The following is an 18,212-nucleotide window of genomic DNA, read 5'->3' as shown; positions in this document are numbered from 1 at the left end:
GCGACCACCACGTCGAGTTGGGGGCCATGTACGACCTCGGCGCAGGCACCACCGAATACCGCGTCTTCCCCACCACCGCAGCGGGACTGTTCACCGACCCCAGCGTCGCCTGGCGCTCCGCCCCCGGCACCTGGGCAACCAGCGCCGCCTGGCCCCTGACCGGCGACTACAACGGCGACGGCCGCGACGACCTCACCGCCATGTACGAATGGACCGACGGCTCCACCACCCTCGACGCACTCCTCGCCAACACCGACGGCACCCTCACCCGCGCCCCCCAAGGATGGCGAGCCCCACCCGGCACCTGGTAACCACCACCCCCCGACCCCACATCAACCACCGGAGCCCGGCGCACACACGCGCCGGGCTCCGCCCATTTCTCGGCCCAAAGCCATCGCGGCAGTCGTCCGCCCTCTGCCCAAGCGGCGACACAAGCCCACAATGCAAAGCGACACCGACCCCCTCAACTCGCGAGGCAGGACACACTTCGCCTCGCCCCGGTCCATCGGTCGGTTCGTGTCCATCGGGGCGCCCGAATCGGTTCGTCCCATCGCAGCGTCGCGGCACGGGCTTTTGCCCCCGCGAACGGCGACCGGATCACGAGGGTCGTCAGGACGGCGCGGATCTCCTTATCTCGCGCTCCGGTCGGCGGGTCAGCGTCCTCGTTCGCCGCACTCCGCCGGACGGACGACGCCACCGTCGATGCACTCCCCGATCGGTGCGCCCACAAGGCGCACGCACTCATCCCCACACTCCTCCACGGGCGGATACTCGACCGCCACCGACACGATCGACACCCTTGCGCCCGCGAGGTGCAGTTCCCCTCGCGCACCTCGACTCCGTGGACAAGCACCCGCCCGTATTCGAACACGAGATCCTCGGACGTGACGGTCGCCTCCCACGGCTGGCGCCGGCCGAAAACCCCCGCCTACCACCGAACACCGACACCGCCCGAGCGGCGGCACGGTGTGGCGGCTGTGGGACCAGGGCCGGTCCTGGGCGTTGGTCGACGACCGGCCCGACGTGGGCAAGGCCATCCCAGGGCGGGCCGAGACGACCGTGGGACGAGGTCGATGCCGCCCTGGAATGGCAGGACGAACACCGCTTCCACGGCTACGACTTCGGCATCACCCTCGAACCCGACCGGCAACGGGCTGGGCAGAACGGCCCGAACGACGCTGGGAGATGTAGCGGGCGGCTCCCGAACGCGTGAACCACCAAGGCGGCAGGGTCGGGTCGGCGCAGCGGCGGGCATGTCCGGTCCTGCGGTGTGCTCTGGGGTCGTCTCCGGTCTGGGTGCCTGGAGCGAGTGAAGCGCCGGCGCTCACCCGGCCGCGGCCGCGCGGGCGATCCTGCGCGAACGCCGCGTAGTCCACCCGACCGTGACGTGGCCCGGAGCCGCAGCCGTGTCGGCGGGGCGGGCGGCGACCGGAACCCCGTCCACGCCGGCCCTGGCTGCGGCGTCGTGGTCGGCGCCGGTGACCTTCACCCGGCCCGGGGCGGGTGCCGGGTCCGTCACGGGCGCCGCGAAGGCACCCGAACGCAAGGGCCCGGCGCGGTCGCGTCCGCGGTGGTGATCCACACGGGGTGCCGGGGGCGTTGCCGCCCGGGGGGGACGCCCAACAGCGAGGATCCGCCGCGGGCCACGAAACGCGGACACCGGCGCGGGGGCCGTCTCGGCTTCAGTCGCCTTCGGCCATGCCGGCTTGGCCGGCTTGGCCGGCTACCAGGTGACGCGGCCGTCGCCGGTCAGGCGTTGCGGCTTCGTCGTGGAGGCGTCGTTGCCGCCGACCGAGGGGGTTTGCGGCAGCGCGCCGGGGGACCAGGTGTCCGGGTCGTCCTTGAGGTGGCCGGTCGCCTGGGCGCCGCCCGGACTCGCCGTCAACTCAAGCACCGTCGAACCGACGCCGAACCATCGCGCCGAACGCGCCCGCAATCCCGGAAGTCGCTGTCGTCCTCGTCCGAGGTCAGCGTGTACTTCTGCCCGTCGCCGCTCGCCCTGATGTTCGCATTGCACCCCCGTGAATGCGCGGATCCTATCGACGCTCGGCGACTTGCCGGCCGGTCACCGTCCATCGCCGCCCTGATCCCGTCCCATCGATCTCGGAGGGCCCTTGACGAGTCACGGCTTGGGCAGCGTGGGGCGGCGGTTCAATCCGCGCTTTTGGAGCTTTTGGAGCGGACGGATGCCGAGGGGCGTGAGGGAGTGGTGGACCGTGTTGCGATGTCGACGGCTGGTGATGAGGTTGGCCTGGCGCAGGACGGTGGCGTGTTGGCTGGCCCCGGCGGGGGAGATGGACAACCTGCGAGCGAGTTCCGTGGTGGTGCAGCAGTCGGCCAGGGTCGGCCGTCACGCCGGTCCTCGCGCTGAACGTCGAGGATCTGGACTCGAAGACCGTTGCGCCATTCTCTCCATGATGGACATCCGCCCCGGAGAGGCCAAAGCCCCTCAGTCAGGGTGTCCGTCAAAGTGGATCAAGCCCATTCGTGGCTATGACGGCTTGAGTTGGCCTCCGAGGCGCGCGGTCCGCTGTCGCCGCGACGCGGCAGGACGTGCGGGCACGATTCGACCGGGAGATCACCGGGATCGCGATCGACCGTACGGCCACGGCTCGACGGCGATCCGCGAGGGCGACTACCGCCAGGTCGTCGACGGAACTACTCGCCCGGATTGCGCCCGGGTCGCATCTTTTCCATCTGACTGTGCGTCAGTTGTGGATTTTTATTGGTGTTCGCGGCTCCGCCAGTGGGGAGCTTGGGCCCCTGAGAGCCCGGTAGTTGCTTGAATCCCATCCCCACCAGGCGATTGCCGGGTATGGAACGGCCCGTTTTGCGGGACGCGGGGACCGGGCCCGCCTTCTCGCTGGAAACCTCCCGGGAACCGGTCTGCGCGAGGGCGCCGGCCCCTTTGCCAAGAGCCTGCGGTCGTGCCGACTCGGCTGCGAGATTGTCCGCCAGTTTATCCAGAAAAATTCCCGGGGCTCTCTGCGCGATCTCCTCGCACATTCGCGTGGCGACCATTCCGGCAATATTCCTTCCCACTTTTCTAAAAAAGGGCTTCTGCTCAGCGGATGGATCCGAGCCAACCGCATTCAGCAGCCACGCCGCAGTGGTGCGCAGTTGCGGGTCGGTAAAAACCGATTCGACGGCCTTGCCTCCGGCCACGGCCACCGTCTCGGGGATCAAGTGCACGGTTGCCGGGTCCCGCCGAAGCCCATCGTCGTCACCCCGGCCGAGGGCGCCATGGATGATTTGCACGGTACCGGCGAGCCGATCTTTTATTTTGGACTCGTCCGGGTTCGGGGGGAGAAGAAGCCCCGAATCAGATTGTCCGTACGGTTCGGGTGGGGGAAACAAACGATTGACGATGGTCGAAGGAGTGGCCTCCTCAGCAGCGCGGTCACCCGCGCGTTCCTCTATATATGCCTGGGTGACATCCCGGACTTTTCTCCCTTTCGCATCCCTGATCCGCCCGTATTCTTTGGCCTCCTCCGCCCATTTGCGTCTGGCGCCGTCAGCAAATATCGAGCGAGCGCCTGGCCGGGCCCCTGCTCGAATGTCGAGGGTGATGAAACCGGACAGAAAATGGGCTTGCACGTGCGCACCCATGGATTCGACGAGGGCGCCGAAGAACTCATCCACCACTGCCACGTCTTCCGGTCTCATCACACCTCGTGTCCTCGTGCCCGGAAAGGCTTCGATAGGGGCGGTAACCGAATTACTCCGGCGGACATCCTTCGGCCAAGCCGTGCCGTGCGGGATTTTTGGGCACCCCGAGGATTCCGCATGCCGACTGATGGGGCAACCCCACGGCGCCGACCACGCCCCGGCCCGAAGGGCCTCAATCGGTGGGCTGCCGGCCTGCGCGCGGATCCTACGGGGCACGCGCCATCGGTCTCGAACCTCCGGATCGAATCCCGGGAGCGAGGCGGCTGCGGGGGCGCGGGCATGGGGGCGGAGTCGCGTGCAAGAGGGGGATCGCGCTGTCGGCCTGTCCGCAGCGCAGGTGGGGATAGTCGTCGAGAAGCACGGTCCAGGCCACGCACGCCTCGTCCAAGCGACCGAGGTCCAGCAGCATCTCGGCGAGGATGCCGGAGGAGTTCGCGCGGTGGCGCCGTTCGTGAGCGGGACGGGCCCGGTCCCGGGACGAATTACCCCGGTTCGGGAGGGTAAGAAGCCTCCCGCTGGCGCCGTGTGTTCCGGTCGGTAAAGGTGAGCACAACCTTCAGCCGCCCCCACGGGTCTACCCAGGAACACAACCTGGGGGCACAGTGCGACGCATCACCCGACACGCCACCACCGCCACATTAACGGCGGCACTCCTGCTCACCGCAGGCTGCGGCGGAGACGACGAAAAGAACCCCACCACCGCCAACCCGGGTGGCCAACCACCCGCCGGCACGTCAACCAAGACCCCGCCGCCGGCAGCGACCACGCCGGCCGCCACCGCCCAGGACACCGGCCCGCTGGAGACCGCCGTCCGCACCTACACCGCGAAGATGTTCACCGGCGACGGCCCCGGCGCCTACGCCATCCTCTCGACCCGATGCCAGGGCAAGACCACCAAAGCCGAGTACAACGCGGTGGTCGACCAAGCCAAGAAGGTCTACGGCGCACTGACGATCAAGACGATCAAGGTCGACCGGATGAGCGGCGACCAGGCCCGCGTCACCTATGCCGTCGGTGTCCCCACCCTCGACCGCCAGGCCCAACCCTGGACCCGCGAGGCCGGAACCTGGCGCTGGGACGCCTGCTAGCGGCCCAAGTCCGGGTCGGGGCGGGCCACCCGCTCGCGCGCGTGCAGGGCGACATGCGCGCGAAAGACCTCGCCGCGACCCGGACGTATCGACCCGCTACCCCGGCCGCATTCACGCAACGCCTTTGATGGCCCGTCCGGAGTGCCGCGCGACGGCCGTAGCCTGACGTCCGTGGATCGAGCGGACATTACGGCGACCCCGCTGACGGCGTCCACTACGGCAGTTCCCGGGACCCAGTGCGGTTTCTCGCGCAACCTCCCACGGACACGGTGGTGCACCTGCCGGTGACGGTGACGGCAGTTCCCGGGATCCAGTGCGGTTTCTCGCGCAACCTCCCACGGACACGGTGGTGCACCTGCCGGTGACGGTGGCCGCGCTCGTCGGCCCGGTCGACCTCCCCGGCGATCTGCGCGCGTACGCCCGCGAGTTCGGCGAGCGGAAGGGCATGGTGGACGCCGCCGGGGACTCGCTGCTGTACGCCGTACGTGTGTGGTGGATTCCCACCCCGGCGTTCCCGCCCGACGCCGACTCCCTGACCATCGCCCTGCGAACGGTATGGACCGAGCGCGTGCGAGGAGCGCACACGTCAGGCCTGATCGACGTCGCCTGCATGCCGGCGTACCACGCCACCGACTGGAAGCGGGTCGCCCATGCCTGCCCGTGAGTCAGGAAGACGGCGAACGCGACGCCGGGCCTGATTCCCGACGGTGACGCCCGACCATCCAGGCTGCGTTGCCGCCTGGTCGAAGCTGCGGGCTGCACGGCCACGCGCGACATGTACACACCCGCTGTATGGTTCCCGGCCGCCGGTCGCGCAGGATCAAGCGCCAGGCCCACAGCGGCCGATCCGCCTTCGCACACCTGACCCGCCGCCGACCCGAGAGAGCCGCCGGGAACGATGCTGCCCCCGACAGTCCCCAACACCGCCACCAATGGCTCGGGTTCGCGCGCGACGTCGCCGTGACCGTCGTCGGAAGCCTCCTGGTCGTCGCCATCGTCGCGCTGATCGCCACGTTGCCGGCCGGGTAGGCCCGACGCCCCCGGTGAGGGCGCGGCGCTGGAAAGCACTACTCGATCAGCCCTGCGTACCGCCTGCATGCCGCTCGGTCGGTGGGGAGGTTGTACGGGATGAAGTTGCCCCACCGCCAGGTGCTCGCGTCCAGTTCGGCCAAGCCGTGTACGACCTTGCGGGTCACCTCGTCGAGTTCGTCGTACGGGGGCAGCGGCCGCGGACGGCCCCCGCCGAAGGCGACGTAGAGCACCGCTGAGGTCACCGCGAACGCCGAAGGCCCCGAGGTCCGGGCCAGGCCCGCCAGCAGCGCATCCAGTGCCCCGACCGCGACAGTTCGGTCCACGGCGACCAGAGCGACCGAGGTGTAGCCCCGCAGGTCTCCGCCCTGGAACGGCACACCGGGTGCGTCCTGGGCGGGCGGGTCGACCACGGACGCCGCCAGAATCGCGACCACGTCCGCGTCCGCGGCGCCCAGCCGGGCCAAGCCGACCGCGGCGGCCCAGCGCAGCAACGGCTCCTCGGCGCCCAGCTGTTGCCGCAAGATGCCGATCGTCTCGGCGTCATCGGGAACGGTCACCAGTGCGACGGCGAGCAGGGCGTTGACCGCCACCGCCTGCAGCTGCTCCTCGAGGAGCAGCGAATGCAGCCGGGGCACGATCTGCCCGGCCTCTTCGGGGAACCAGGCCAGCGCGTAGACCGCTCCGGTGCGGACCGCGGCATCGGGATCGTCGAGCAGCACGAGCAACCGGGGTATGTGTGAGCGTACCGCGTCGTAGACCGCCAACTCGTGGCGCGCATACTCGTACGATCCGTCGGGATCGAACATGCGCAGCCGCATCTCCCGTACCCCGCAGTCTCCTTCGTCGACCGCCTCGTCCACCCATTCCTCGACGCGCCGCCGCATCTCCTCCCGGTCTCCGGCGCGCAGTTCCTCGACCTCCGCCCGCCGGCCGGCGATGTCCAGGCCCCGCGGCAAATGGGCTTCGTCGTAGCCGACTGTGAGCGAGCCGATCAGGGCGAGGATCGCGGCCCGATCGGGCGTGTGCGTGTCGGTGGCCAGGTCAACGAGGAAGGGCACGGCGTAGGCGGAGGCTTCATAGCGGGAGCCTTGGTGGTAGATGTTGCCGTACAGGGCGTGCAGTGCCTTCTCGCGGGCCGCGGCGTCGTCCGCGCGCAGAGCGCGGAGCTGGTCCGGCACATCCTCCGCGGATCCGTAGGCATGCTGGAGTTCGGCCCAGTCGACGGCGTCCAAACCGTCGAGCGCATCGATGATCGTCATGTTCTGCCATTGTTCACACCCGACCGACAACGGCGGGCCGGTCGCGAGTACCTCATGCCTGCGCGTCGCGGTGTCCGTCACGAAATATGCGCCACCGCCGTTTTCGGAGATCCTCGTCATCGGGCGATGCTCCCCCGTCTACCCGGTGGGAACGCCGAAAAGACCGCCACGCTCGGGCGGTTCGCCGATTCGTGTCGCGACCGAGGTGGACGTGGCCCGGCGGATCGTGGCCGTGGCGGACGACCAGGACGACGACGAGGACTCGGCCCGGCCGAGTCGACGCGGGGCGTCCGCGGTGTGGACAAGGCGTTCGCCGAGTCCCACGGCCGATCGCGTGGCGCCCGGGGCAGTGTGGTCACCTCGATGCCGCAGGAAGGTTGTCCGGCTCGGGCAGGAGCGCCGCGGGGCGTCGAGGCGTCGAAACGGAACCGGCGCCAAGCCTCCGTCGGCCGCCGGTGGGCGACTGACGGAGCGTCGGCTGCGTGGGGTGTGCCGCTCAGTTCGTGAGGAAGGCACCTTCGCGGCAGTCGCGGCAGACGAAGACGTAGCCCAGTTGGCCGCCGAGGTTCATCGCGGTCTGCGCGGAGATTCCCTCCTCCAGGTGTGCCGCGAACTCCATCGTGCCGGTGCAGGAGGGGCATGTGGGCAGTCGGTCGTCCTCGAGGTAGGAGGGGCTGCCTCCGAGTGACCCGAGCACTTCGCGTTGCCTCCCGAATCGTTCTTCGGGCTCCCGTTTCCACCCCGAGCGGGCGAGGTCGTACGCGTCGGGCACGACTTCGTCGTCATCGCCGTCATCGCCGTCCTCCGCGGGGTCGAGCGTCACGACGTGGGTGCGGGTGGCCGAGGCGGCGGGCAGCAGCGTGACGCCTGTCGCGGGCACCTCGACCGGCCGCAGTTCCTCCCGGGGAAACAGATGGACCCGGTTCCCGCCGGACGTCGCGTCCCAGAACTCGCACGCGCCGGGATCGTTCTGGCACACGAACACCGACAGGACGCCGTACGAAGAACTGCAGCGGCCCGCCCAGGGGCAGGGGCAGTCGTGTGGGGGTGGGGACGGCTACACCCGGGTCGGCCCAAACACTGCCGGGCTGCTGCCGCTTGCGCGCAGCCTCGCGCAGGCAATGCCTCCGCCCGCCTGGGGCGCAGGCAATGCCTCCGCCCCAGGCGATCAAGGTGACTGCTGAGCGGGCTACTCCCGGGACCGCGCCCCGAGCGGGCGCCGGGACCCGCCGCGTCCGCACCGGCACCCCTTCTCCGAGCCGCCATCCGGGTCGTCGCCGGGGACGACGCCGGAGTGGCTGTCCCAGGACTCGGCGACGTCGGTCGAGCACACGCCCCTCGGGATGCGGCGGCCGGAGTTGCCCCTTGCCTCCATCCCGCCGCCCCCGGGCCGCCTGATCTTCGGGCCGGGTGTACCGGAGGAGGCGACATGGTGCTGCCGGCTCTGCGGGAAGAACACCCCCGTCGCCGCCGACTCCTGCACCGACTGAGGTTCACCGGCACCCCCCGAGCGTTCACCGGGCGCACCCTTGCCGGGCCGGTGAACCTCGCTACGCGAGTGGGGGGCACAACACGCCGGACGGGCCTCACTCGTCGACTGCGGGGCGTTCCCCGCACGCCTGGGCACACGCGAACCGTTCTCAACAAATCCGCGACACCCCCAGGCCAGACCCCACAGCCCTCACCCAAACGGCGCCGAAAGGTTCTCACCCCACCTGCCTGTAACACCCCAACCCACAACACCCCATCACACCCCCGGAATCACATTGGTGGAGTTGTGCGGGGTGCCCCGGTCGAGGACCGCACGAGGGGCTCAGCGGCTGTCGGTTTCCGGGGTCTTTCGGGATGCCGCGGTGCGTGAGCGGCCGGTCGCGCCCTTGAGTGGGATCAATACGAGCCAGAGCCACATGGCGTCCCCGCCGAGGGGCCATGCGAGCGGGATCGTCACCAGGAAGACCACGACCGTGGTGGCGAGGTCGATGATCCAGGCCCTGGCGAGGGCGGGGGGAAGCGGCGTGCGGTCGCGTTCGGGATGGCGGGCCCGGAGCAGGACCAGGGCGATCTGGGTGAGGTCCATGGCCGCGATGGTGGCGGCGTAGATGGCGATCGACGCCGGCATGGAGCCGTATTCGGACAGCAGTGAGGTCGGGAAGGGCACGAACGCGGTCACACCGAGCCCGGCCAGGGTGACCGCGGTGAACGGGAGGTCGACCGAGCGCATGCCCAGCAGGGCGCGCCGGTGGTCGAGCCAGAAGGCCCCGATGATGAGGAAGCTGAGGGCGTACGCGGCGATCTTGGGTGGTAGTTCGCCCAACGCGTGGCGGAACCCCGCGGCCCCCAGGTCCGGTGGGACCGAGATGTCGAGGACGAGCAGCGTCATCGCGATCGCGAAGACGCCGTCGGACAACGCGACAAGCCGTTCGGGACCGTGCTCGTCGCCGAATCCACCGGTTGGCGCCATGCGCCCGACCCTACGGCTCCCGGTCGGCGGTCCCCGGCGCACGCGCCGCGCGGTCGCCTGGTTGGCGCAGGGCGCGGTGGAGGGCGGCGCCGAGCCGGGTGTGGTGGCCTTGGTGGCCCGGACGCGTCCTCGCACCGGGCCGGGCTGCTCCTGCTCGAGGCACTCCGTTTCGCCGACGGTCTCGTCGACGACGCGTCGGGCGCGGATGCGGACCCGGTGGGCGGGGCCGTGTTCGGCGAGGTCCGGGGTGGTGTCGTACACGGGCGGCGCGGTGCGGTTCAAGGCGCGCATCGCGTGCGGGGCGGGTCGCCATCGGTCGATGTCAACGGCCTGGGGCAACAGGGATGCGATCGTTGTCACCGAACAGGTATGTGATCACCTGGGCTATGTAGAGGGCGAGTTGATCGTCGGTGTCGAACGGGATGTACGTCAGGTCGTACCACTGCCGGACCGAGAGCGGGCGTTCGCGGAAGACGTGCCGGAGGCCGGTGTCGACGACGTTTCGGTAGTCGGGCCACGCCGTGGGGAATGTCTGCCGCAGCATGGCGATGTCATCCGCGGCTTCGACACCGAGAGGGCCTGCGCAGAAGTGGACGAAGCGGCGGTCGATACCTGTGATGTCGAGTCCCAACTCGGACAGCGGGACCGTGGTCGGATCCACCCTGACGAACGGGTACGGGTACAGGGTCGTGTTCGCGAGTTCTTGCCCGTTTCCGGGCCCGGTGCCCTCGGCCGCGAGCCCCTGCACGGGACGGTAGATGCCGTAGACCAGACCGCCGTCGGTGAAGTTCGCGTCGATGTAGTTGGCCGAACCATCGGCGGCGTAGGGGTTTTCGGGGTCGATGCCGAACCCTCTGGCGTGCGTGGCCGCGTCCGGACCCGAGCCGTAGACGGACGCGAAGCGCACTATCGGAGCGAGATCGCGCCGCTCGACGGCCTGCCGGCGCAGGGCTTCCTCCGCCTGGACCAGTGCCGTCGACGAGCCGAACGCCGTGGCCCATGGCCCGCATCGACGTTGGGGAGCGGGTGTGGGGTGGTTCAAGAGACTTCCCTGATGTGTGACAACGCGCCGTCGTCCGTCGGGCGCGTGAGTGGCGACGGGGCAACCGTCCGGGACGGCCGATGGCCATCGCTCGAAACGTGGGGGCCTGGTGCCGTGGCCGCCCGGTGTACTTCCTCGTCCGGTGGCTCTTCCTTGGAAGGGGCCGACCGCTGAGCGCGGGCACTCGCCACGTCATCGTTCGATGTCGTTCGATCGGAGCCGTACTCTACTGAGATCGCTCCAGGACTGCACGCTGAAAGTCCGTTCCTCGGCCCATTCGCAAAGGCCGCGCGAGAACTCGATGTGCTCCCGGAGACCCTCCGACCCGGGTCCGGGAGCGCGAGCACGAGAGCACCGACGAGGCGTCCTGCGTGGACGAGCACGCCAGGCTGAAGGAACTCGAACACCGCGTCCGCGAACCGGAGATGGTGAAATCCTTCCCGAAATAGGCGGCGGTGAGTTCGACCGGTCGCCGCAATCGGCCGATCGACGATGTCGGCGGGCGTTGCGTACTCGAGTTTCCTGCGTGGCCGGATATCGGGTCGCAGGGCGGTGCTGTCGGGTTGGACCTGTGTGTGACCCGAGAGACTGGTCGGTGCCTTGGGGAAAGTATTGGCGGAGCGGGCCGTTCGTGTTCTCGTCGAGCCGCGCTGCCATGGCTCTTGGGGTCGCAGAAGTACACGGGGACGCCGGTGGCGGCGGTGAATCCGGCGTGGTCGGCCGGTTCCGTGGCTCGGTCCCGGGTCGGCGATGCCATCGCTTTTGGGGCCCGGCTTTCACACGTCGGCCCCGGCGTGTGAAAGCGGCGCCGCCGGTGGACCTGATCGAGGCGCGGCTGCGCACCGGCGAGAGCGGCACCGAGGTGGCCGGCGGCGGGGTGGGGCCCTCGTCGGGCGACCGCGAATCCCACCCCGAGCGGTGGGCGGCGTTCGATCGGCGGTCCGCCTCCGCCGGTCAACGGCCCCGCAGACCGGGTATTCCTTTCGCCGGGGCCGTCATGATCGCCACCGAACGGCTGTGCAACCGTTGCTCCCGGCGCGGGCGCCGTAACCACGAGAGCACGACGGCTTCTCGCTCCCACCCGTATACGAGGATCTCCCAGTCGACTTCGTGAGACACGGACGCCATGGCCGAGTCGTCCTTCGCGGCTTGGAAGAAGGGATGGCTCCGCCGCTATGTCGTCCGCTCTGCGGGGAGTCGGGCGCGCCTCGTCTCATCCGGTTGCGTCGGGCGTGCCGGGCGGAAGAGTGTGAGTGCCGTGGCGGCGGCGAGTCCGGCGCTGATCGCTGCGGCGGCGAACGCGGTCGCGACACCGTGGGTGAGGACGTGTTCGGCGCTCTGCGTGGGGGCCCCGCGCGTCGCGGTGCCGAACACGGTTACCCACACCGCCAGGCCCAGGGTGCCGCCCATCCACTGCGTGGTCTGCAACAGCCCCGACGCCGCGCCCGATTCGTGCGCGGCGACGCCCGACAGGCCGTAGATGTTCAGCGGCGTCATGGCGATTCCGGCACCTGCTCCGATGAGTATCACCGGTCCGAGGACGCCCGTCGGGTACTCGGTGGCGTCCCCGAGGTGGGCAAGCCACGCGAGCCCGGTGGTGCAGGCGAGCGCGCCGACCACCACCGGCAACGCGGTGCCCACGCGCCGGGCGAGCGCGGGCGCGAGCCTGGCCATCGTGAACTGGGCGGCCATCAGGGGCAGGAAGGCCAGGCCGCTCTCGACGGGGCTGAAGCCCCGCCCTTCCTGGAAGTACCGGCCGAGCATGAAGAGCACGCTGAACATCGCGGCCGAATAGAACGCGACGATGGGCAGTACCCGGGCCAGGGTGCCGGACACGGCCAGGCGCAGCGGTAGGACGGGCTCGGCGGCGCGCCGCTCGACCAGCCCGAACGCGGGCAGGAGCACGACTGCGGCGACGAGGCCCGCGATGGTACGGCCGTCGCGCCAGCCGTCGGACGCCGCGCGGATGAAGGCGTACACCAGGGCGGTGATTCCGGCGGTGCCGATCAGCGCGCCGGCGAGGTCGAAGCGTGGGCGGACGGCCGGGGCGGGCCGCTCCGGCTCGCGGACGACGCGCATGGCGAGCGCGACGAGGATCGCGCCGAGCGGCACGTTGACGAGGAAGACCCAGCGCCACGAGGCGAGTTGGGTGAGCACGCCGCCGAGGATGAGGCCGACGGACGCGCCGCCGCCGAGGACCGCCGAGTACCACGACAGGGCGCGCGCCCGTGCGGGTCCTTCGAACGTGCTGACGATGAGGGCCATCGTGCTGGGTCCGACGAGCGCGCCGCCGACGCCTTGCAGGACACGGGCGCCGACCAGCCACCAGGCCCACGGTGCGAGGCCCGCGAGCAGCGAGGCCACGGTGAACAGCAGAACGCCGGCGAGGAACGTCCGGCGGCGCCCGAATGCGTCCCCGAGCCGCCCGCCGAGCAGGAGCAGGCCGCCGAAGGCGAGCGTGTACGCGTTGAGTACCCACGATGACGCGGTCGGCGAGAGGTCGAGGGCGGAGCCCATGTCGGGCAGTGCGAGGTTGACCACGGTGACGTCGATGCCGATGAGCAGCATCGAGCCGGTGACGACCGCGAGTACGAGGCCGACCCCGCGGGCTCCGGGCCCGGGTGGGCCGCCGGGAGTCCCGGGTGAAGACCCGGGTGAAGACCCGGCCCGCGCATCGGATGGCGCCTCGGATGCGCTGGATGCGCTGGACCCGTCGGACGCGGTGGTAGAGGGCATGGCTGAGCTCCGCAGTTCGGGACAGGGGAATTTAAGAGACTATCCAGTCTCCTATGAGGACTATAGGAGACCAGATAGTCTCTTACAAGGGATTGGGGATACTGGAGTCCGCAGACGAGAAAGGTGACCGCGTTGGAATCCCCCACCGGAGAACCCCGCCACGCCGCGGCGTCACCCACCCGACGGCGCGGCCGCGAGCTCCAACAGGCCATCTACCAGGCGACCTTCGAGCAACTGCGCGAGGTCGGCTACGCGGGCCTGACGATGGACGGCGTCGCCGCCGCCGCGCGAACCGGCAAGGCCCCGCTGTACCGGCGCTGGCCCGACAAGGACGCCCTGCTCGTCGACGCGCTGCGCGACCGGCTGCCCTCGGCCGACGACATCCCGCTCGCCGGCGACCTGCGATCCGACCTGATCGCGATCCTGCGGTTCCTGCACAGCGCGTGCACGATCAGCGCCGACACGGCGCTACAGACGGTCAAGCAGCAGTCCGAGGCCACACACGCGATGGTGCGCGAACGCATCTCCGAGCCGACCCGGCGCCTGATGCTGCAGACCCTGCGCGCGGCGGAAGAACGCGGCGACACCCGCCCCGGTTCCGCGACCCCCCTCGCCGCCCGCGTCGGCCCGGCCATGATCACCTACCAAAACCTGAGCGCACCTGCGGAACTCACCGACGAATTCGTGGTATCCGTCGTCGACGACGTCCTGCTCCCCATGCTGCGCGGCCCGGCCTGACCTCGGCCGTCTCCGCGTCGCCCACGCTCGCACTCGCGCTCGGCACTCGCGTCGGGCAACCCCGTCGGGCAACCCCGGGCGGCCACGACGGCAGCACCCGCCACCTGCGGGCCCACACCGCCCACTCGGGCCCCAAAACCGGTCGTGGCGTAGCGGTGGACGCTAATGGATCCCCAACACGCGGTCGACCGCGATCTCGAGGACCACGCGGCCCGGCGGATCGGGCGGCGGAGAGCCGTACCGGACGGTGTAGCGGCGCACGCCTTCGTCGACTCGCCGCGGATCGGCGGACAGCGTCGCGGGGCCTTCCAAGGTGATCCACCGGAAGCCTGCCGGCCGGCAGATCGCGGCCCGGCTTCCCGGGGCGGCCGACACGTTCCGTGCCTTGCGTGTCGTGCCGATCGTCAGGACTCGGACCAGTCCCGACGTGCCGTCCCAGGTGAAGCGGACGACCACCACGTGCGGCGAGCCGTCGGGACGAAGTGTCGTCAGCGTCCCGACACTCGGCGACGCCAACAGGGCCTCGGCGGACGGGTTCACTTCCCCGCCTTCTGCGGTGCGTTGGCGTTCTTGCGCGTGTCGGCCTTCGTCTGTGCCTTGGCCTTCGCCTCTGCCTTGGCCTTCTTCTCCGCCTTGACCTGGCGCAGAATCAACCTGGGGATGCTCATCGGGACGTCCCGGGTCGCCACTCCCATGGCCTTCCCGATGAACCGATCATCCTCCAGTTGGCTCAGCATGGCGGCGGCGAGATCGGTCCGTGCGGTGTAGAGCCCGTCGACGCTGTCCTCGCCGACTTCGAAGTTCGTCACCTCGTGGTGCTCGAAGAGCCCGCCCGGACGCACGATCGTCCAGTCCAGATCGCTTGTCCTCATCAGCGCCTCCATGCGGCGCATGTCGTCGTGCGCCGTCTTCGCGATCCTGCGATTGACCAGAGGGTCCATGACGAGGTTGAAGAAGTGCTCGCCGGTGGGCCGCCAGGCGGGGTCCGTCACGCTGGAGCTGACCGCCAAGAGGCGCTTGACGCCGTGCTGTTCCATGCCCGCGAAGATGTTCCGTACGCCGTCCGAGTAGACCGTGACCGACTCCCGGGTCGGTGGCACTCCCAGCGCCGACACCACCGCGTCGCTGCCCGCGACCGCCGAGGCGACGGCGTGCGCGTCGGCCACGTCCACGCCGGCGACGGTGAGGCCCGTGCGAGGGGCCAGGGCGTCGGCTCGCCGGGAGACGGCGGTGACGAGGTGGCCGGCGGCGATGGCCTGGTCGGTGAGTTGACGGCCGGTCGGGCCGGTGGCGCCGAAGACGGTGATGCGCATGTGTTCGCTCCTTGTTCCCGCCCCGGACGTCCCCGGGGCTCGACAGACGCCGACTCTGCCGGGGCGAAGGCGTGGTATTCAAAGACGATGAATAAATCTCGGGGCCGTCCGCGGGGCAACCCGCCGACCAGAGCGCTCATCGCCGAAGCCGCGCGCGGCCTGTTCCTCGAGCACGGATACCGCCGTACGACCCTGCGAGCCATCGCCGCGGCGGCCGGCGTGGACCAGGCGCTCATCAAGTACCACTTCGGGTCGAAACAACGGCTGTTCGGCGAGGTCACGGAGTTGCAATGCGCCCAGTCGTTGGGGCTCACCGAGGCACTGCACGGTGACCCGGCGGGCGTCGCCGACAGGATCCTGGAGGCCGTCACGGACCTGTGGGACGCCACGGTGGTCAACCGCGACGCACTGCGGGACGAGGACGTGATGGCAGTCCTGCGGGAGTACCTCGATGGCGAGGTACTCCCCCAGATTGCTGAATATCTCGGCGGGACGGACGCGACCGAGCGCGCGACCGCCGTCGTCACGGTGATCGGCGGACTGATCTTCACGCGGTACCTGCAACCGCTGCCGGCTGCGAAACGGCTGTCCCCGGCCGACGTGCGACGCGTGCTGGGACCGACACTTCGGGCGGCGCTTCAGGGCGGACGGGTACGGAGCGGGACGCGCCGCGCCGCGGCCTGACCACGCGGGCCGGGGAGGCGCTGTGCCGCGCTCTTGGGTCGGGGCTCTCCGGCTGGTGTATTGCGGTTGGTGGCACGGGTTGGATCTTGACGATCGTTGGAATCGACTGCGAGCATCGGCGGCATGCAGACGCGATTGGTGCTCACGCGGCGACGCCATGTCGACCTCTCGCGTGTCTCCAGTGCCTTCTGTTGCGCCGAGGCCTGATTCCGGGTTCGACCCTGTAGGCCCGCCTCCTTTCCCGTGCTCACGTCCACCGGTGGACGGCGGTTGTCGGGCAATCACCGCAGCCGCAGCGCCTGAACCCGGCGTCTGGCGTGCCCGGCCGGTCCGGTGTGTCCGGTGCATTCGTCATTTTCGGTGCGTTCGTCGCGTTCGGTGACATCGGCGTGCCGAAGATTTCGGGAGCACCCGCAATCGGCGGTATCCGCAACGGGAGTTCCGCGGGTCCGCGCCTGCCGACGGCCGCAGCTTCGCGAACGCGTGCTTCGACTCCGCGGGCCTGAGCTTTCACGACGACCGGGACGATCTCGGCCGGCGCCTCACCGGGAGCGGGAGCGTCGCCCTCGACGGGGTGTGGACGCTGTGGTCCTCGGCGGTCGGCCGCGTCGACAAGGTGTCCCGGCGCCGCACGTACAACGCCCTCGATGTGCCGACGATCCAAGCGGAGTCTTCCCGTGTCCCTCACCTTTCACTGGTTCCTGCCCACCAACGGCGACAGCCGGCATGTCGTCGGCGGCGGCCACGGAGCCCCGGTCACCACCTCCGGGCGGGATCGGCCGCCGACGGTCGCATACCTGAGTCAGATTGCCCGCGCCGCCGAGGATCTCGGCTTCGTCGGTGCGCTCACGCCCACCGGCGCCTGGTGCGAGGACGCCTGGTTGACCACCGCGATGGTCGCCCAGCACAGTGAACGGCTGAAGTTCCTGGTCGCGTTCCGGCCCGGCTTCGTTTCGCCGACACTGGCCGCGCAGATGGCCTCCACCTTCCAACGCCACACCCGTGGACGGCTGTTGCTCAACGTCGTCACCGGAGGCGAGAGCCAAGAGCAGCGCGCCTACGGCGACTTCCTCGACAAGGACGCCCGCTACCGGCGTACCGGTGAGTTCCTGGAGATCGTGCGCGGCCTGTGGGAGGGCAAGACCGTGGACGTGCGTGGCGACCACCTCCGGGTCGAGGCCGCGACGCTGGCCCGGGTCCCCGATCCGGTGCCAGAGGTGTACTTCGGCGGTTCCTCGGCCGTCGCCGGAGAGGTCGCGGCACGACACGTGGACGTGTACCTCACCTGGGGCGAGCCGCCGGCCCGGGTCGCGGAGAAGATCGCGTGGATCCGCGGGCTGGCGGCGGAACACGGCCGCGTGCTGCGCTTCGGCATCCGCCTGCACGTGATCACCCGCGACACCTCGGCCCAGGCGTGGGCGGAGGCGGAGCGGCTGTTGGCCGGCTTCGATCCCGAAACGGTGAGATCCGTACAGGCGGGGCTGGCCCGCAGCGAGTCGGAGGGGCAGCGACGGATGCTGGCATTGCACGGGGGCGGCAGTCGGGACGGCTTGGAGATCCATCCCCATCTGTGGGCCGGGATCGGGCTGGTGCGCGGGGGCGCGGGCACGGCGCTGGTCGGCAGCCACGCCGAGGTCGTCGAACTGATCAAGGAGTACGCGGCGTTGGGGATCGAGGAGTTCGTGCTCTCCGGCTATCCGCACCTGGAGGAGGCGTACTGGTTCGGGGAGGGGGTGCTGCCGAGGCTGGCCGCGGAGGGCCTGTGGCGGCACCCGGACGAGGAACGCGCGGTCGGGGCCGGGGGCGGGTCGTGAGCGGTGGGGCAAAACGCGCGATCTGCTCTCGGTTGGTCTCATCGCTGCAGCCGGGCCGTCGCACCACCGCCGATGTCGATGCCGATGTCAACGCCGATACCGATGCCGACGCTGGTGTCCGCAGCATGGCCGGTCGGCGTCTCGGGTTCGGCCTGCATCCCGGCCTGCCGGGCGCCTCGGCTGGGCCCTGGGCGTCCTGCGGGCCGCCGATGAGCTGCAACTCGCTCTGACTGTCGGCTCGTCCGTCCCCCTCCGCTTCGTGTTGAAGCGATTCCCTTGCGTAATAAGAAAGTTGAGCAACGCCGCAGCTCGGATCCCCGGGGCTGGGCACGGCGAACGGCCCGGCCGTCCGCTTCACCTGCGGATGGCCGGGCCG

Annotated in this window: 16 protein-coding genes and 1 pseudogene; 7 read left to right on the top strand and 10 right to left on the bottom strand. The window is 70.1% G+C overall.

The window, feature by feature from the left end; genetic code table 11:
* Positions 1 to 311: pseudogene (locus ACIBSV_RS27260) on the top strand (hypothetical protein); the annotation flags it as partial.
* A gap of 1,412 nt (positions 312 to 1,723) precedes the next feature.
* Here ACIBSV_RS27260 and ACIBSV_RS27255 read toward each other — a convergent pair.
* The 3 genes from ACIBSV_RS27255 to ACIBSV_RS27245 form a co-directional block, all read right to left on the bottom strand.
* Positions 1,724 to 1,885, bottom strand: coding sequence for a hypothetical protein (locus ACIBSV_RS27255; RefSeq protein ID WP_395867443.1), 162 nt, complete (start codon positions 1,883 to 1,885; stop codon positions 1,724 to 1,726).
* A 237-nt stretch (positions 1,886 to 2,122) separates the two neighbouring features.
* The gene (locus ACIBSV_RS27250; RefSeq protein ID WP_395867463.1) at positions 2,123 to 2,341 is read right to left on the bottom strand and encodes an ArsR/SmtB family transcription factor; all 219 of its coding nucleotides are present in this window, start codon (positions 2,339 to 2,341) and stop codon (positions 2,123 to 2,125) included.
* A gap of 317 nt (positions 2,342 to 2,658) precedes the next feature.
* Positions 2,659 to 3,651 (bottom strand): hypothetical protein, encoded by a 993-nt coding sequence (locus tag ACIBSV_RS27245; RefSeq protein WP_395867441.1) that lies wholly within the window; start codon positions 3,649 to 3,651, stop codon positions 2,659 to 2,661.
* Between the two features lie 620 nt (positions 3,652 to 4,271).
* Here ACIBSV_RS27245 and ACIBSV_RS27240 point away from each other — a divergent pair.
* Positions 4,272 to 4,757: a hypothetical protein gene (locus ACIBSV_RS27240; protein WP_395867439.1), complete on the top strand. Its 486-nt coding sequence runs from the start codon at positions 4,272 to 4,274 to the stop codon at positions 4,755 to 4,757.
* Between the two features lie 313 nt (positions 4,758 to 5,070).
* Positions 5,071 to 5,421, top strand: coding sequence for a hypothetical protein (locus tag ACIBSV_RS27235; RefSeq protein WP_395867438.1), 351 nt, complete (start codon positions 5,071 to 5,073; stop codon positions 5,419 to 5,421).
* A gap of 403 nt (positions 5,422 to 5,824) precedes the next feature.
* Here the strand turns inward: ACIBSV_RS27235 and ACIBSV_RS27230 are convergent, their stop codons facing one another.
* The 5 genes from ACIBSV_RS27230 to ACIBSV_RS27210 all read right to left on the bottom strand — a co-directional run bounded on the left by ACIBSV_RS27230 (position 5,825) and on the right by ACIBSV_RS27210 (position 13,119).
* Entirely contained in the window at positions 5,825 to 7,048 is a 1,224-nt protein-coding gene (locus tag ACIBSV_RS27230) for a HEAT repeat domain-containing protein (protein ID WP_395867436.1), read from the bottom strand.
* A gap of 496 nt (positions 7,049 to 7,544) precedes the next feature.
* Entirely contained in the window at positions 7,545 to 8,027 is a 483-nt protein-coding gene (locus ACIBSV_RS27225; protein WP_395867434.1) for a hypothetical protein, read from the bottom strand.
* Positions 8,028 to 8,861: 834 nt separating this feature from the next.
* The gene (locus ACIBSV_RS27220) at positions 8,862 to 9,869 is read right to left on the bottom strand and encodes a TMEM175 family protein (RefSeq protein WP_395867432.1); all 1,008 of its coding nucleotides are present in this window, start codon (positions 9,867 to 9,869) and stop codon (positions 8,862 to 8,864) included.
* Positions 9,832 to 10,551, bottom strand: a complete 720-nt coding sequence (locus ACIBSV_RS27215) for a hypothetical protein (RefSeq protein WP_395867430.1) — start codon at positions 10,549 to 10,551, stop codon at positions 9,832 to 9,834. The genes ACIBSV_RS27220 and ACIBSV_RS27215 overlap by 38 nt, the downstream gene beginning before the upstream one ends.
* Positions 10,552 to 11,724: 1,173 nt before the next feature.
* Complete coding sequence (locus tag ACIBSV_RS27210) at positions 11,725 to 13,119, bottom strand: MFS transporter (protein WP_395867428.1); 1,395 nt, start codon at positions 13,117 to 13,119, stop codon at positions 11,725 to 11,727.
* A gap of 291 nt (positions 13,120 to 13,410) precedes the next feature.
* Between ACIBSV_RS27210 and ACIBSV_RS27205 the strand changes: the two genes are divergently transcribed.
* On the top strand, positions 13,411 to 14,025 hold the full coding sequence (locus ACIBSV_RS27205) for a TetR/AcrR family transcriptional regulator (protein ID WP_395867426.1): 615 nt from the start codon (positions 13,411 to 13,413) through the stop codon (positions 14,023 to 14,025).
* Between the two features lie 162 nt (positions 14,026 to 14,187).
* On the opposite strand, the gene ACIBSV_RS27200 is transcribed toward ACIBSV_RS27205, so the two are convergent.
* The gene (locus ACIBSV_RS27200) at positions 14,188 to 14,565 is read right to left on the bottom strand and encodes a pyridoxamine 5'-phosphate oxidase family protein (protein ID WP_395867424.1); all 378 of its coding nucleotides are present in this window, start codon (positions 14,563 to 14,565) and stop codon (positions 14,188 to 14,190) included.
* Complete coding sequence (locus ACIBSV_RS27195) at positions 14,562 to 15,338, bottom strand: NAD(P)-dependent oxidoreductase (RefSeq protein ID WP_395867422.1); 777 nt, start codon at positions 15,336 to 15,338, stop codon at positions 14,562 to 14,564. The genes ACIBSV_RS27200 and ACIBSV_RS27195 overlap by 4 nt, the downstream gene beginning before the upstream one ends.
* Before the next feature lie 87 nt (positions 15,339 to 15,425).
* Here ACIBSV_RS27195 and ACIBSV_RS27190 point away from each other — a divergent pair, with 87 nt between their 5' ends.
* The 3 genes from ACIBSV_RS27190 (at position 15,426) to ACIBSV_RS27180 (ending at position 17,836) form a co-directional block, all read left to right on the top strand.
* Complete coding sequence (locus ACIBSV_RS27190) at positions 15,426 to 16,022, top strand: TetR family transcriptional regulator (protein WP_395867420.1); 597 nt, start codon at positions 15,426 to 15,428, stop codon at positions 16,020 to 16,022.
* A gap of 123 nt (positions 16,023 to 16,145) precedes the next feature.
* Complete coding sequence (locus tag ACIBSV_RS27185) at positions 16,146 to 16,229, top strand: putative leader peptide (RefSeq protein WP_395867460.1); 84 nt, start codon at positions 16,146 to 16,148, stop codon at positions 16,227 to 16,229.
* A gap of 470 nt (positions 16,230 to 16,699) precedes the next feature.
* A complete protein-coding gene (locus ACIBSV_RS27180; protein ID WP_395867417.1) occupies positions 16,700 to 17,836 on the top strand; it encodes an LLM class flavin-dependent oxidoreductase in 1,137 nt (378 codons plus the stop codon).
* The last annotated feature ends 376 nt before the right edge of the window (positions 17,837 to 18,212 follow it).

It is taken from the genome of Embleya sp. NPDC050154 (assembly GCF_044460165.1).
Taxonomy (GTDB): Bacteria; Actinomycetota; Actinomycetes; order Streptomycetales; family Streptomycetaceae; genus Embleya.
Note: the sequence above shows the minus strand (reverse complement) of the source record. Positions and strands in the feature narration are given on the sequence as shown.

Bases quoted from the DNA above. Each gene is read 5' to 3' on its own strand.
- ACIBSV_RS27230 (WP_395867436.1), bottom strand. From the start codon at position 7,048: ATGACGATCATCGATGCGCTCGACGGTTTGGACGCCGTCGACTGGGCC.
- ACIBSV_RS27210 (WP_395867428.1), bottom strand. From the start codon at position 13,119: ATGCTGCTCATCGGCATCGACGTCACCGTGGTCAACCTCGCACTGCCC.
- ACIBSV_RS27195 (WP_395867422.1), bottom strand. From the start codon at position 15,338: ATGCGCATCACCGTCTTCGGCGCCACCGGCCCGACCGGCCGTCAACTC.
- ACIBSV_RS27190 (WP_395867420.1), top strand. From the start codon at position 15,426: ATGAATAAATCTCGGGGCCGTCCGCGGGGCAACCCGCCGACCAGAGCG.
- ACIBSV_RS27185 (WP_395867460.1), top strand. From the start codon at position 16,146: ATGCAGACGCGATTGGTGCTCACGCGGCGACGCCATGTCGACCTCTCG.